This window comes from Lentzea waywayandensis (assembly GCF_900115955.1).
Taxonomy (GTDB): Bacteria; Actinomycetota; Actinomycetes; order Mycobacteriales; family Pseudonocardiaceae; genus Lentzea; species Lentzea waywayandensis.
In genome coordinates this window covers 113,904-126,137 of the sequence record NZ_FOYL01000007.1, presented here as the reverse complement: position 1 = coordinate 126,137, position 12,234 = coordinate 113,904, and the positions used below count along the sequence as shown (strand labels likewise).

Annotated in this window: 12 protein-coding genes; 8 read left to right on the top strand and 4 right to left on the bottom strand. The window is 67.8% G+C overall.

Annotated features, from left to right (window positions below):
• The first annotated feature begins 13 nt into the window (after positions 1-13).
• Complete coding sequence (gene hflX, locus BM417_RS26045) at positions 14-1,474, top strand: GTPase HflX (protein ID WP_093599707.1); 1,461 nt, start codon at positions 14-16, stop codon at positions 1,472-1,474.
• Positions 1,475-1,509: 35 nt separating this feature from the next.
• On the top strand, positions 1,510-2,424 hold the full coding sequence (locus BM417_RS26040) for an SdiA-regulated/phytase-like domain-containing protein (RefSeq protein ID WP_093599704.1): 915 nt from the start codon (positions 1,510-1,512) through the stop codon (positions 2,422-2,424).
• Between the two features lie 41 nt (positions 2,425-2,465).
• Here the strand turns inward: BM417_RS26040 and BM417_RS26035 are convergent, their stop codons facing one another.
• Complete coding sequence (locus BM417_RS26035) at positions 2,466-3,593, bottom strand: cytochrome P450 (RefSeq protein ID WP_218164565.1); 1,128 nt, start codon at positions 3,591-3,593, stop codon at positions 2,466-2,468.
• A gap of 108 nt (positions 3,594-3,701) precedes the next feature.
• Between BM417_RS26035 and BM417_RS26030 the strand changes: the two genes are divergently transcribed.
• The gene (locus BM417_RS26030) at positions 3,702-4,442 is read left to right on the top strand and encodes a helix-turn-helix domain-containing protein (RefSeq protein ID WP_093599698.1); all 741 of its coding nucleotides are present in this window, start codon (positions 3,702-3,704) and stop codon (positions 4,440-4,442) included.
• Here the strand turns inward: BM417_RS26030 and lexA are convergent.
• Positions 4,426-5,103, bottom strand: a complete 678-nt coding sequence (gene lexA, locus BM417_RS26025) for a transcriptional repressor LexA (protein ID WP_396425377.1) — start codon at positions 5,101-5,103, stop codon at positions 4,426-4,428. The genes BM417_RS26030 and lexA overlap by 17 nt on opposite strands.
• A gap of 234 nt (positions 5,104-5,337) precedes the next feature.
• Between lexA and BM417_RS26020 the strand changes: the two genes are divergently transcribed.
• The 3 genes from BM417_RS26020 (at position 5,338) to BM417_RS26010 (ending at position 9,241) form a co-directional block, all read left to right on the top strand.
• Complete coding sequence (locus BM417_RS26020) at positions 5,338-5,610, top strand: hypothetical protein (RefSeq protein WP_143138803.1); 273 nt, start codon at positions 5,338-5,340, stop codon at positions 5,608-5,610.
• A 272-nt stretch (positions 5,611-5,882) separates the two neighbouring features.
• Positions 5,883-6,350 carry a transcriptional regulator NrdR gene (gene nrdR / locus BM417_RS26015; protein ID WP_053738461.1) on the top strand — a complete coding sequence of 156 codons (468 nt, stop codon included), beginning with the start codon at positions 5,883-5,885 and terminating at the stop codon, positions 6,348-6,350.
• A gap of 65 nt (positions 6,351-6,415) precedes the next feature.
• Positions 6,416-9,241 (top strand): vitamin B12-dependent ribonucleotide reductase, encoded by a 2,826-nt coding sequence (locus BM417_RS26010; protein ID WP_093599689.1) that lies wholly within the window; start codon positions 6,416-6,418, stop codon positions 9,239-9,241.
• 57 nt (positions 9,242-9,298) lie between these two features.
• Here BM417_RS26010 and BM417_RS26005 read toward each other — a convergent pair whose 3' ends face one another.
• On the bottom strand, positions 9,299-9,859 hold the full coding sequence (locus BM417_RS26005; protein WP_093599686.1) for an HNH endonuclease: 561 nt from the start codon (positions 9,857-9,859) through the stop codon (positions 9,299-9,301).
• 60 nt (positions 9,860-9,919) lie between these two features.
• Here BM417_RS26005 and BM417_RS26000 point away from each other — a divergent pair, with 60 nt between their 5' ends.
• Complete coding sequence (locus BM417_RS26000; protein ID WP_093599683.1) at positions 9,920-10,471, top strand: hypothetical protein; 552 nt, start codon at positions 9,920-9,922, stop codon at positions 10,469-10,471.
• Here BM417_RS26000 and BM417_RS25995 read toward each other — a convergent pair.
• Complete coding sequence (locus BM417_RS25995; protein WP_093599680.1) at positions 10,446-11,270, bottom strand: LysR family transcriptional regulator; 825 nt, start codon at positions 11,268-11,270, stop codon at positions 10,446-10,448. The two genes, BM417_RS26000 and BM417_RS25995, sit on opposite strands and share 26 nt — an antisense overlap.
• A gap of 37 nt (positions 11,271-11,307) precedes the next feature.
• On the opposite strand from BM417_RS25995, the gene BM417_RS25990 reads away from it, so the two are divergent.
• On the top strand, positions 11,308-12,204 hold the full coding sequence (locus tag BM417_RS25990) for an ADP-ribosylglycohydrolase family protein (protein WP_093599677.1): 897 nt from the start codon (positions 11,308-11,310) through the stop codon (positions 12,202-12,204).
• The last annotated feature ends 30 nt before the right edge of the window (positions 12,205-12,234 follow it).

The following is a 12,234-nucleotide window of genomic DNA, read 5'->3' as shown; positions in this document are numbered from 1 at the left end:
CGATGAAGGGCAAATGACGGAAAACATCCAGAGCACAGAGTTCGACCCGGAGTTCGACGCCACCTGGGAAGAGGACGACTTCTCCACAGGTGACTACGAACGCGTCGAGCGCGCCGCTTTGCGCCGTGTCGCGGGACTGTCCACCGAGCTCGAGGACATCACCGAGGTCGAGTACCGGCAGCTCCGCCTGGAGCGGGTCGTGCTCGTCGGGGTGTGGACCGAGGGCACGGCCGCGGACTCCGACGCCTCGATGGCCGAGCTCGCCCGCCTCGCCGAGACCGCCGGTTCCGAGGTGCTCGAAGGCGTCGTGCAGCGTCGTGACAAGCCGGACGCCGCGACGTACATCGGCTCCGGCAAGGTCTCCGAGCTGCGTGACGTCGTGCAGTCGACCGGCGCGGACACGGTGATCTGCGACGGCGAGCTCTCGCCTGGCCAGCTGCGTCAGCTGGAGGAGAAGCTCAAGGTCAAGGTCATCGACCGCACCGCGCTCATCCTGGACATCTTCGCGCAGCACGCGCGGTCCAAGGAGGGCAAGGCGCAGGTCGAGCTGGCCCAGCTGCAGTACCTGATGCCGCGCCTGCGCGGCTGGGGTGAGACGTTGTCGCGGCAGGCCGGTGGTCGTGCCGGTGGCGGCAACGGCGGTGTGGGTCTGCGCGGTCCCGGTGAGACCAAGATCGAGACCGACCGCCGCCGGATCCGCGCGCGCATCTCCAAGCTGCGTCGTGAGATCGCCGCGATCGGCGTCATCCGCGAGACCAAGCGGGGCCGCCGCACGGCGAACGAGATCCCGAGCATCGCCATCGCGGGCTACACGAACGCGGGCAAGTCGTCGCTGCTCAACGCGCTGACGGGCGCCGGTGTCCTGGTGGAGGACGCGCTGTTCGCCACCCTCGACCCGACGACGCGCCGCGCGCTGACGCCGGAAGGCCTGCCGTACACGCTGACGGACACGGTCGGCTTCGTCCGGCACCTGCCGCACCAGCTGGTCGAGGCGTTCCGCTCCACGCTCGAGGAGGTCGGCCAGTCCGATCTGCTCGTGCACGTGGTCGACGGCTCCGACGGCATGCCGGAGAAGCAGGTCAAGGCCGTGCGCGAGGTTCTCTCCGAGATCAACGACAAGACCGACACGCCGATGCCGCGTGAGCTGCTCGTCGTGAACAAGATCGACGCGGTCGGCGACCTGGGCATGGCCCGGTTGCGGCACCTGTTCCCGGACGCGTCGTTCGTGTCGGCGCACTCGGGCCTCGGCATCGAGGAACTGCGGGTCCGCATCGCCGAGCTGATGCCCCGTCCCGAGGTCGTGGTCGAGGCCCTCGTGCCGTACGCGCGCGGCGAGGTCGTCGCTCGCGTGCACCGCGACGGCGAGATCCTGTCTGAGAAGCACACGGAGTCGGGCACGCTGCTCAGCGCCCGCGTGCGCCCGGACCTCGCCAACGCGCTCGAGGAGTTCGCGACGAACGGGACGCCTGCTTGATCCCGCCTCCACCCGTGGACGTGTGCCCGGTAGCCATGCAGGAGCTTTCCGGGCTCACGTCCGACGGCAAGCAGTTCTTCGCCGTCAGCGACAGCGACAACGGCACGCTGCGCATCCAGGTCATGGGCCGTGACTGCGTGGTGACGCGCACGATCACCGCGCCCGTCGACCCCTACGACGTCGAAGACCTCGCGATGACGCCGGACGGCACCCTCTGGGCGTCCGACACCGGCGACAACAACAAGTCCCGCACCACGGTCGCCCTGCACAAGGTCTCGCCCTCGGGCGCCGTGGAGCGGTTCCGCGTCACCTATCCGGACGGCAAGCACGACGCCGAGGCGTTGCTCATCGACAAGTCCGGCACGCCGTACATCATCACCAAGGAACCCCTCGGTTCCGCGCTGGTATATCGCCCGACGGCCCCGCTCCGAACTGATATATCGGTGCCGTTGGAGCAGGTCGCGCGCGTGTCGCTGTCGACGACGGACACCCCGGGCGGCCCCCTGGAAGGCACCCTCGACTCGCGCCTCGTGACCGGAGCCGCCTCCACACCCGACGGCTCCGTCATCGCCCTGCGCACCTATACCGAGGCCTACCTCTACCCGGTCCCCGACGGCGATGTCATGAAGGCGCTGTCCGGCGACCCAGTCCGAGTCCCGCTGCCGAACGAGCCTCAGGGCGAGGCCATCGCCTTCGATCCGGACGGCACCCTGCTCTCGGCCTCCGAAGGCGCCGGCACCCCGATCCGCGCCGTGGCGGGCGCTGCGGCACTGGCCCAGCCACCCCCGCCGACGACCACGACGCCCCCGCCGGCCGCCGACCAGCCGCAGGCATCTCCCTCGGACTCGCCGGGCGGCTCCTGGCAGAACTGGCCCCTGGCGCTGACCCTGGGCGGCATCGTGCTGGTCGCCGCCCTGGTCATCGGCCTGCGCTTCCGCCGCCGGGCCTGATTTTCTGGGCCTGATTTTCGGGCCTGATTTTCGGGCCTGACTCAGTCCCAGGCGACGGGCATCCGCTCGAGCCCGCCGATCACCATGCTCGCCCGGTGCGGCAACTCGTCCTCGGACACGGCCAGACGCAGCTTCGGGAACCGAGTGAAGAGCCCGGGAAAGGCGATCTTCAACTCGATCCGCGCGAGGTGCTGGCCGATGCACTGGTGGATGCCGTGCCCGAACGCGAGATGCCCCGTCGTTCCCCGAGCGAGGTCGAGGACGTCCGGATCGGCGTAGCGGGCGGGATCGCGGTTCGCCGACCCCAACTCGACGAACACCGTGTCACCCGCGCGCACGACGACGCCGTCGATCTCGACGTCCTCCAACGCGGTGCGCGCCGTAGCGGGCGTCAAACTGATATATCGGAGCAGTTCCTCAACGGCGGCGCCGGGATCGGCGAGCATCGCCTCCACCCGCGCCCGCTCACGGAGCAGTTCCAGCGCACCGAGCGACAGCATGTTCGTCGTCGTGTCGAGCCCGCCCCCGAGCAACGCCATGCCCATCGCGGCCATCTCGTCATCGGTGAGCGGCGACTCGCCCGCCCCGGCCGACTCCGAGTGGACGAGGTCGCTCAGCACGTCGTCCGTCGGCTCCGCCCGCTTCGTCGCGACCATCTCCAGCATGAACCGCTGCAGCCGTTCGAACGCCGCGAGCATGGCCACGGCCTCGTCGGCTCCGGCACCACTGGCCCCGGTCAGCACCATCGCGTCCTGCTGAAACTCCGTGCGCCGCTCGTACGGAACACCCAGCAACTCGCAGATCATCAACCCCGGCACCGGCACCGCGAAGTGCTCGACCAGATCCGCCGGCGACCCCTGCGCCGCCAGCGCGTCCAGATGCTCGGCTGTGATCACTTCGAGCCGTTCGGCGAGCAACCGCATCCGCCGCACGGTGAACTGACCGGTCAACCGGCCGCGGTAGCGGGTGTGCTCCGGCGGGTCGTGATCGGTGAACGCACCGGGCGGCGACGGCGGCGCGTCACCGGGACTCCCCGGACCGAACGGGTTGTGCATCAAGTCCGGCCGGATGCTGAACCGGCTGTCCGCGAGCACCGCGCGCACAGTCGCGTGGTCGTGCGCTCGCCAGCCGACGTGCCCGTCCGGGTACGTCATCGGGCTCAGTGGCATTGCTCCCCCTTGCAACGAGGTCTTTCTCCTCCCTGCAAGCTAAAAACGTTTGCGGACGAAGTCAAAAGACTCATTGCAATGGCCTGAAGCGCAAGGCACCATGGTGTTGTGCCTGGTAAGCGCCTAGACGAAGAAGAACGGCAGCTCATCGCCCAGTTCCTCTGGGACGGGCTGGGGTACTCCGAGATCGGGAGGCGGTTGCAAAGGCCGGCCTCGACGATCCAGCGCGAGGTGACCCGCAACGGCGGCCACAACAGCTATCGGCCGGGTGCCGCGCACCGGGCTGCGAGCGAACGGGCGATGCGCCGGATGCCTGCCGTCGACGATCTCGACGTCGACGAGGAGGCCTACTCGTTCGACCGCAGCCCGGGGGAGGTGCAGGAGTTCCACCTGAGACTGGTCGGGGTGTTCCGGCAGACCGGGCTGTCGCTCACGGCGGCGCGGATCCTCGCGGAGATCTTCATGACCGACAAGGGCAGCCTGTCCGCGACGGAACTGGTGCTGCGGCTGTCGGTCAGCCCGGCGACCGTCTCGCGGTCGACGACCTACCTGCAGGAAATCGACCTGCTGCACAGCGAGCGCGACGGCAAGCGCGTGCGCTACTACCTGGGCGAGGACCTCTGGTACCGGGCGTGGCTGTCGAGCGCCCAGCGCAACTCGGTCTGGGCGCACACAGGACTGGAGGGTGCCGAGATCTTCGGTCTCGGCACCCCGGTGGGAGCCCGCCTCAAGGACATGGGCCAGTTCTTCGCGTTCGTCGTGGTGGACATGGAGTCCACCCGGCAGAAGTGGCTCGACTTCTTCGAGAAGAAGAAACGGGCCCGCGGAGAGGTTACGGAAGACGCCTGAGCACGGTCACGACCTTGCCGAGGATGGTGGCCTCGTCGCCGTTGATGGGCTGGTAGGCCGTGTTGTGCGGCATCAGCCACACGTGGCCGTCCCTGCGCTTGAACGTCTTCACGGTCGCCTCGCCGTCGATCATGGCGGCGACGATCTCGCCCTGATCGGCCGTGGGCTGCTTGCGGATCACGACCCAGTCGCCGTCGGTGATCGCGGCGTCGATCATCGAGTCACCGACGACGCGCAGCAGGAACAGCTCGCCCTCGCCGACGATCTCGCGCGGCAGCGGGAACACGTCCTCGATCGACTCCTCGGCCAGGATCGGACCACCGGCCGCGATCCGGCCGAGCATCGGCACGTAGGCGGGCGTCGGCTTGGACATCGGGTCGAGACCGGCGTCGATCTCGTTGGGCAACATCCCGACCGCGCGCGGGCGGTTCGGGTCGCGGCGCAGGAAACCTTTTCGTTCCAGCGCGCGCAACTGATAGGCGACCGACGAGGTCGACGTGAGACCTACGGCCTCACCGATCTCGCGCACGCTCGGCGGGTAGCCGAAACGGTCGACCCAATCGCGGATCACGTCGAGCACCTTGCGCTGACGCAGGGTCAGGCCGGCGTTTCCCGCGATCTCGGCCACCTGTGTGTCCACAAGAGCGGGATCCGGGTCGATCGTCTTGCCTGCCACGGTCGCTGTCCTCCTCGCCGCCCCCAGTTCGAATGGGAATCCGGCCTCCGTCGATCTTCGTGGTCGACGGTAGTCGTGTTTGCTGCACAGATCAAACACCTGTTCGAGGTATTTGGGCGCGTGTTGTGGCGTTCGGAGAGTCGGTCTGGTAGAAATTCGCACGGACGTTCGATCGAACCCCTGTTCGATCATGGTGGTTGACCTGCGATGGAGGTCGTGATGGCGGTTCTCGTCGAGAAGCGGATGCGGGTAGTCGAGGACGCGGACGTCGCAGCGGGACGTCCACTCCGTTCGGGTCCTCGCGTCATGCCGCGCAGGCCGGCGACCAAGCCGCGCCCGCTCGCGGTGCCTGCGTCGCGCGAGTCGAGCTCGTGCGAGGTCCGGCCGAAGCGCGAGTCGTTGTTCGAACTCGTCGCGGTCGGCGTGCTGAGTGCCCTGACGGTCGTCGCGCTCGGTGTGCTCTACCTACAGCAGGCGGGGGTCACCCCGTAGGCCTGCCCCTACATCTTGTGTTTCCGGCGCCCGGCGTGACGTGTTCTCTCCGTCATGTGCGGGCGTCGTTGCGTAATCACCGCTGATCGCTCGCGGTTCCTCCAACAGAGTGACACGCGACGCGCCGTGTCGAGTTGCGTTGCCGTCCGCTGCGATCTAGGTTCTACCCCTACATCTAGTGGTTCCACCGTTGTAAGTAGTCCACAGGTTGTGGGTAACCCGACCAGTGTGGCTGCTGCGGTGAGTGCTGCGCTGGGAAGGGGTGAGGTGGCGTGCGGTGTCCGTTCTGCCGTCATTCGGACTCGCGGGTGGTCGACTCCCGTGAGGTCGACGAGGGACAGGTGATCCGTCGTCGCCGCTCCTGCAACAGCTGCAGCCGCAGGTTCACCACGGTCGAAGAAGCGGTTCTCGCCGTGGTCAAGCGCTCCGGCGTGACGGAGCCCTTCAGCCGCGACAAGGTGGTCGTCGGTGTGCGCAGGGCGTGCCAGGGCCGCCCGGTCGACGAGGACGCGTTCCAGCAGCTCGCCCAGCGAGTGGAAGAGTCGATCCGGTCGACGGGATGTGCGGAAATCCCGAGTCACGAGGTGGGTCTGGCCATTCTCGGCCCCCTGCGCGAGCTCGACGAGGTCGCTTATCTGCGCTTCGCGAGCGTTTACAGGTCCTTCTCGTCCGTCGAGGACTTCGAGAAGGAAATTCTTGATCTTCGCACTGCCCGGGCCGAAGCTGCCCAAGAGCAGTGATCCGCGCGCACTAAAGCGCGCGACACCATCATCTTTTCTAAGCACCAGCACGAGGGAGATCCACCGTGACCGAGACCGTCGGCGGCTCAGCCAAGAAGACAGCCGCACGGGCGGCTGCCAAGCCTGCCGCGCTGAAGATCCAGCGCGTCTACACCACCGAAGGCCGCCACCCCTATGACGAGGTCACGTGGGAGCGCCGCGACGTCGTCATGACGAACTGGCGCGACGGCTCGGTGAACTTCGAGCAGCGCGGTGTCGAGTTCCCCGAGTTCTGGTCGGTGAACGCCACCAACATCGTCACCAGCAAGTACTTCCGCGGTGCCGTCGGCAGCGAGAAGCGCGAGCAGTCCCTGCGCCAGCTGATCGACCGCGTCGTGAAGACCTACGTGGGCGCGGGACGCGAGCACGGCTACTTCGTGGGTGAGCAGGACGCCGAGATCTTCGAGCACGAGCTCACCTACATGCTTCTGCACCAGGTGTTCAGCTTCAACTCGCCAGTGTGGTTCAACGTCGGCACCAGCTCGCCGCAGCAGGTCAGCGCGTGCTTCATCCTCGCGGTCGACGACACGATGGAGTCGATCCTCAACTGGTACCGCGAGGAGGGCCTGATCTTCAAGGGCGGCTCCGGTGCCGGCCTGAACCTCTCGCGCATCCGTTCCTCGAAGGAGCTGCTGTCCTCCGGCGGCACCGCGTCGGGCCCGGTGTCGTTCATGCGCGGCGCCGACGCGTCCGCGGGCACCATCAAGTCCGGTGGCGCCACCCGCCGCGCGGCCAAGATGGTCGTCCTCGACGTCGACCACCCGGACGTCGAGGAGTTCATCGAGACCAAGGCGAAGGAAGAGAACAAGATCCGCGCGCTGCGCGACGCCGGGTTCGACATGGACCTCGGCGGCGCGGACATCGTGTCGGTGCAGTACCAGAACGCGAACAACTCGATCCGCGTGTCGGACGAGTTCATGCACGCCTACGAGAGCGGCGGCGACTTCGGTCTGCGCGGCCGTCAGACCGGTGAGGTCATCGAGCGCGTCGACGCCAAGTCGCTGTTCGGCAAGCTCGCCCAGGCGGCGTGGGCCTGTGCCGACCCCGGCATCCAGTACGACGACACGATCAACGACTGGCACACCTGTCCCGAGTCGGGCCGCATCACCGCGTCCAACCCGTGCTCGGAGTACATGCACCTCGACAACTCGAGCTGCAACCTCGCGTCGCTGAACCTGATGAAGTTCCTGAGCGACGACGGCAAGTTCGACGCCGTCACGTTCGCGAAGGCCGTCGAGCTGATCATCACCGCGATGGACATCTCGATCTGCTTCGCGGACTTCCCGACCGAGCCGATCGCGGACACCACCCGCAAGTTCCGCCAGCTCGGCATCGGCTACGCCAACCTCGGCGCGCTGCTCATGGCCACCGGCCACGCGTACGACTCCGAGGGCGGCCGCGCGCTCGCCGCGACCATCACCTCGCTGATGACCGGTGTCTCGTACCGCCGTTCCGCAGAGCTCGCGGGCATGGTCGGCGCGTACGACGGCTACAAGCGCAACGCCACGGCGCACCAGCGCGTCATGCGCAAGCACGCCGCCGCCAACGACCTGATCCGCACCTACGGCGGAAACGACGCCGCCACGCACAAGGTCGCGACCGAGGCGTGGCAGCAGTCGCTGGAGATCGGTGCGAAGAACGGCTGGCGCAACGCCCAGGCGTCCGTGCTGGCCCCGACCGGCACCATCGGCCTGATGATGGACTGCGACACCACCGGTATCGAGCCGGACCTGGCCCTGGTCAAGTTCAAGAAGCTCGTCGGTGGCGGCTCGATGCAGATCGTCAACCAGACGGTGCCGCGCGCCCTGAAGTCGCTGGGCTACCTGGACGAGCAGATCGAGGCGATCGTCGAGTTCATCGGCGAGCACGGCCACGTCGTCGACGCGCCGGGCCTGCGCCGCGAGCACTACGAGGTCTTCGACTGCGCCATGGGCGAGCGTTCCATCGCGCCCATGGGCCACGTGCGGATGATGGCGGCCACGCAGCCGTTCCTGTCCGGCGCGATCTCCAAGACGGTCAACATGCCGGAGGCGGCGACCGTCGAGGACGTCGAGGAGATCTACTACCAGGGCTGGAAGCTCGGCCTGAAGGCCCTCGCGATCTACCGCGACAACTGCAAGGTCGGCCAGCCGCTGTCGGCGGGCAAGGGCGCGAACAAGGGCGCCGAGGCCAAGACCGAGACGGTCGTCGAGTACCGCCCGGTCCGCAAGCGCCTGCCGAAGAAGCGCCCGTCGCAGACCGTGTCGTTCACGGTCGGTGGCGCCGAGGGCTACCTGCACGCCGGTTCCTACCCGGACAACGGCCTGGGCGAGATCTTCGTCAAGCTGGGCAAGCAGGGCTCCACGCTGGCCGGCGTGATGGACGCGTTCTCGATGTCCATCTCGGTGGGTCTGCAGTACGGCATCCCGCTGGAGTTCTACGTCTCGAAGTTCCAGAACCTGCGCTTCGAGCCGGCGGGCATGACCGACGACCCGGACGTGCGCATCGCGACGTCGGTGCTGGACTACCTGTTCCGCCGCCTGGCGCTGGACTACCTGTCCTACGACAAGCGCGCGCAGCTCGGCATCTTCACCGCCGACGAGCGTTCGGCGCAGGTGGCGGGCGAGTACGGCGCGCCCGCGTCGTCCGATGTGGACCTCGAGGGTCTGCGCGGATCGGTGGAGGCCGCTCCGAAGCAGGTCGAGGCCACCGTCGAGACGCCGAAGCACGTGGGTAGCTCCACCGAGCTGCTGGAGCTGCACCTGGGCAAGGCCGCTGACGCGCCGCTGTGCATGACCTGTGGCACGAAGATGCGTCCGGCCGGCTCGTGCTACCTGTGCGAGGGCTGCGGCAGCACCTCCGGCTGCAGCTGATCGGTGATGCTGTAGCTGTTCTGTGGAGCTAGAACCTGTAACTGATGCGGCGGACCGTCACGGCAGCTTGATGCCGTGACGGTCCGCCAGCTTCTTCTCGATGTCCGCGATCACGCACGCGATCGTCGACGGGTTGAGCCGACCCTCCCCGAAGCGAACGACGGTCTTCGCGAACTCGTCCGCCGCCAGCGCCCGGCACTCGGCGTTCAGCGACCGGTGGTCGACCGCGGCCTCCTTGAAGCACTCCAGCGGCTTGCGGCCGAAGATGACCTCGAACTCCTCCCAGCCGCGCAACGTCCAGTAGGTGTCGGTGGACGACATGGACGTCGCGCGCAGCCACCGCCACAGGTACTGCGGATCCAGGTGGCTCGGCGACTCGCTGACGCATCGTCCGCACAACAACACCACGTTGTCCGTGGTGCGACTGCCACCCATTGACGCGGGCACGACAAGGTGTTGCTCCAGTGAGGACCTGTAACCGCAGCGCCAGCAGCGTTCGTGGGCCGTGCTCCAGTCGAGGCGGAGGTCGACCTCGTGCTCGACCCAGTACGCGACGATCTGCTGGTTGCTGATGCTCATGCGGTCCTCTCCCCAGTAGTTGACTCCCCTGTCGGTCATGAAGGCGATTCCGTTTCGCCCACCCGCAACTGATAGAACATCTCGCATTAAGGGGGAGAGATGCCTTCGTTCGACGACTTACGCCGTTACCTGCTCGGTCAGCTCAACGCCGCTGTCCGGCGTCCCGGCATGTACGGCGGTGAGGCGGTGATCCTCACCCTGCTCGACGCGCTGGCGTTCGCCGACGACCGGACGGACCGGTGGCAGATCGAGCTGGACGCGCTGGTGAAGCGCGGTGCGGCGAACGCGGCGATGGTCAGCGGCGCGGTGCACGAGGCGCTCGGGCATCGCAGTGAGGACGTCATGGCGTCGGTGTACGCGGATCTCGCGCACCGGCAGGGCTGGCTGTCGCTCGACGCCGACAGCCGGATCCCCGGTGTGCTGGGCGAACGGGACTGCCTGCTCGACGACGTGATCGCCGAGTACGGCGAGCCCCCGTTGTGGCTGGGCGGCACGAATCCCAAGTACTCGAAGACGCTCGGCTATCCGGACCGGTCGGGGTCGCTGGTGTTCTTCCACTTCATGCCGGAGATGCGGCTGATGGCGACCCGGCGCGGTGACGGCGGCTTCCGCGACAGCTTCGTCTTCACCCCTGCTGGGCTGTCGCGGTGACCGTTGCCATGACTGCGGTGGTGACTATTTCAGCGAACTCGGCGATGAGCGGCGTCTGCCGGTGCGCGGACCACGCCAGCGCGACCTCGTTCGGAGCGATGTCCTCGATCGGCACGTGCACGAGGTCCTCGCGCGAGTAGAACGTCGCCGTGGACAACGGCAGGATCGCGACACCGCCGTGCATCGCGACGTGCTCCAGCTTCTCCTCGACGGACCGGATTCCCGGCGTGTCGGTGTGCTGCACGCGCCGCTCGCCGGACAGGTCCGCTTCCAGCACGCTTTCCTTGCCCGCCAACCGATGCGTGGCCGGCAGCACGGCGACGCGCGGTTCGGTGAACAACGGCAGGATCCTCAGCCCGTCCGCCGGTACCGGTAGCCGCACGTAGCCGGCGTCGACGCGGCCGTCGTGGATCACCTCGACCTGGTCGTCCCACGTCGTGCGCCGCACGTCGACCCGCAGGCCAGGATGTCGTGACGCCAGCAGGCGCGCGGCGGGCGTGACGATCAGTCCCGGCATGAACCCGACGGTGAACGTGTCCGCCACTCCCACGCGCCGCAGCAGCGCCGAGGCCTGAGCGAGCAACGGCCGTGCGTCGCTCAAGAGTTGTTCGCCGCCGGGCGTCAGCACGGTTCCTTTCGGCGAACGGTCGAACAGTTGCACCTTGAGTTCGGTCTCCAGCGCGCGGATCTGCCGCGACAACACCGGCTGCGCGATGTGCAGGGCCTCGGCGGCGCGGCCGAAGTTCAGATGCTCCGCGACCGCCACGAAATACCGCAGCTTCCGCAGGTCCAAATCCATGTGACCAGAGTAGGCCAAACCGGTAAAATCGCAGGTGATGCGCATTGTTCTGCACACTCGTGCGCGCCTGGACCTCGCATACGCCTCGCTCGACGGACTCTCCGTCGGCGACGCTCTGGGCGCACAGTTCTTCATGGTCGGCCGCTCGTTGCCCGACCTCGTGGCCGGCAAGCCGCCACGGGGTCCGTGGGAGTGGACCGACGACACCGAAATGGCCTGCAACCTCGTCGCCGAGCTTCGTGATCACGGCGACGTCGACCGAACCCGGCTCGCGGCGACGTTCGCCGATCGCTGCGAGCCCTACCGAGGTTACGGCGCGGGGGCTTTCACCATCCTGCGCAAGATTCGCCAAGGCACGCCGTGGAAAGAGGCGGCCTCCAGCGCGTTCGACGGGCAGGGTTCGTGCGGCAACGGCGCCGCGATGCGGATCGCACCGCTGGGCGCGTACTTCGCCGATGACCCTCAAACCGTTACGACGCAAGCGATTCGGGCCAGCGAGGTGACGCACCAGCATCCAGAGGGCGTCATGGGCGGCCTCGCGGTGGCGCACGCGTCGGCCGTCGCCGCCAGGGCACGGCTGACCGGTGCGCCACCACGTGATCTGCTCGGGACGGTGCTCGACCACCTCGAAGACTCGTTCGTGCGCAAGGGGATCGAGAAGGCGCGCAAGATCGGCAACGCCGAGGAGGCCGCGTACGTCCTGGGCAACGGCTCGCGCGTGACGGCGCAGGACACCGTGCCGTTCACGCTCTGGGTCGCGGCCCACCACCTCGGCGACTACCACGCCGCCATCACGGCGTGCGTCAGGGCGGGTGGCGACGTCGACACCACGGCCGCGATCGTCGGCGGCATCGTCGCGAGCCCGCCGGAGCAGTGGCGCCGGGAGCGTGAACCCCTTCCGGACTGGGTGAGCCGCTCTGATCAGGAGCTTTGACCTCGGCAGGGTGATTTATTCATCACGTGT

Excerpts from the sequence above, each read along its gene's own strand:
- BM417_RS26040 (WP_093599704.1), top strand. The coding sequence starts at position 1,510 with ATGCAGGAGCTTTCCGGGCTCACGTCCGACGGCAAGCAGTTCTTCGCC.
- BM417_RS26020 (WP_143138803.1), top strand. The coding sequence starts at position 5,338 with ATGGCGGTTCTCGTCGAGAAGCGGATGCGGGTAGTCGAGGACGCGGAC.
- BM417_RS25990 (WP_093599677.1), top strand. The coding sequence starts at position 11,308 with ATGCGCATTGTTCTGCACACTCGTGCGCGCCTGGACCTCGCATACGCC.
- BM417_RS26000 (WP_093599683.1), top strand. The coding sequence starts at position 9,920 with ATGCCTTCGTTCGACGACTTACGCCGTTACCTGCTCGGTCAGCTCAAC.
- BM417_RS26005 (WP_093599686.1), bottom strand. The coding sequence starts at position 9,859 with ATGACCGACAGGGGAGTCAACTACTGGGGAGAGGACCGCATGAGCATC.
- BM417_RS26035 (WP_218164565.1), bottom strand. The coding sequence starts at position 3,593 with ATGCCACTGAGCCCGATGACGTACCCGGACGGGCACGTCGGCTGGCGA.
- BM417_RS25995 (WP_093599680.1), bottom strand. The coding sequence starts at position 11,270 with ATGGATTTGGACCTGCGGAAGCTGCGGTATTTCGTGGCGGTCGCGGAG.
- hflX (WP_093599707.1), top strand. The coding sequence starts at position 14 with ATGACGGAAAACATCCAGAGCACAGAGTTCGACCCGGAGTTCGACGCC.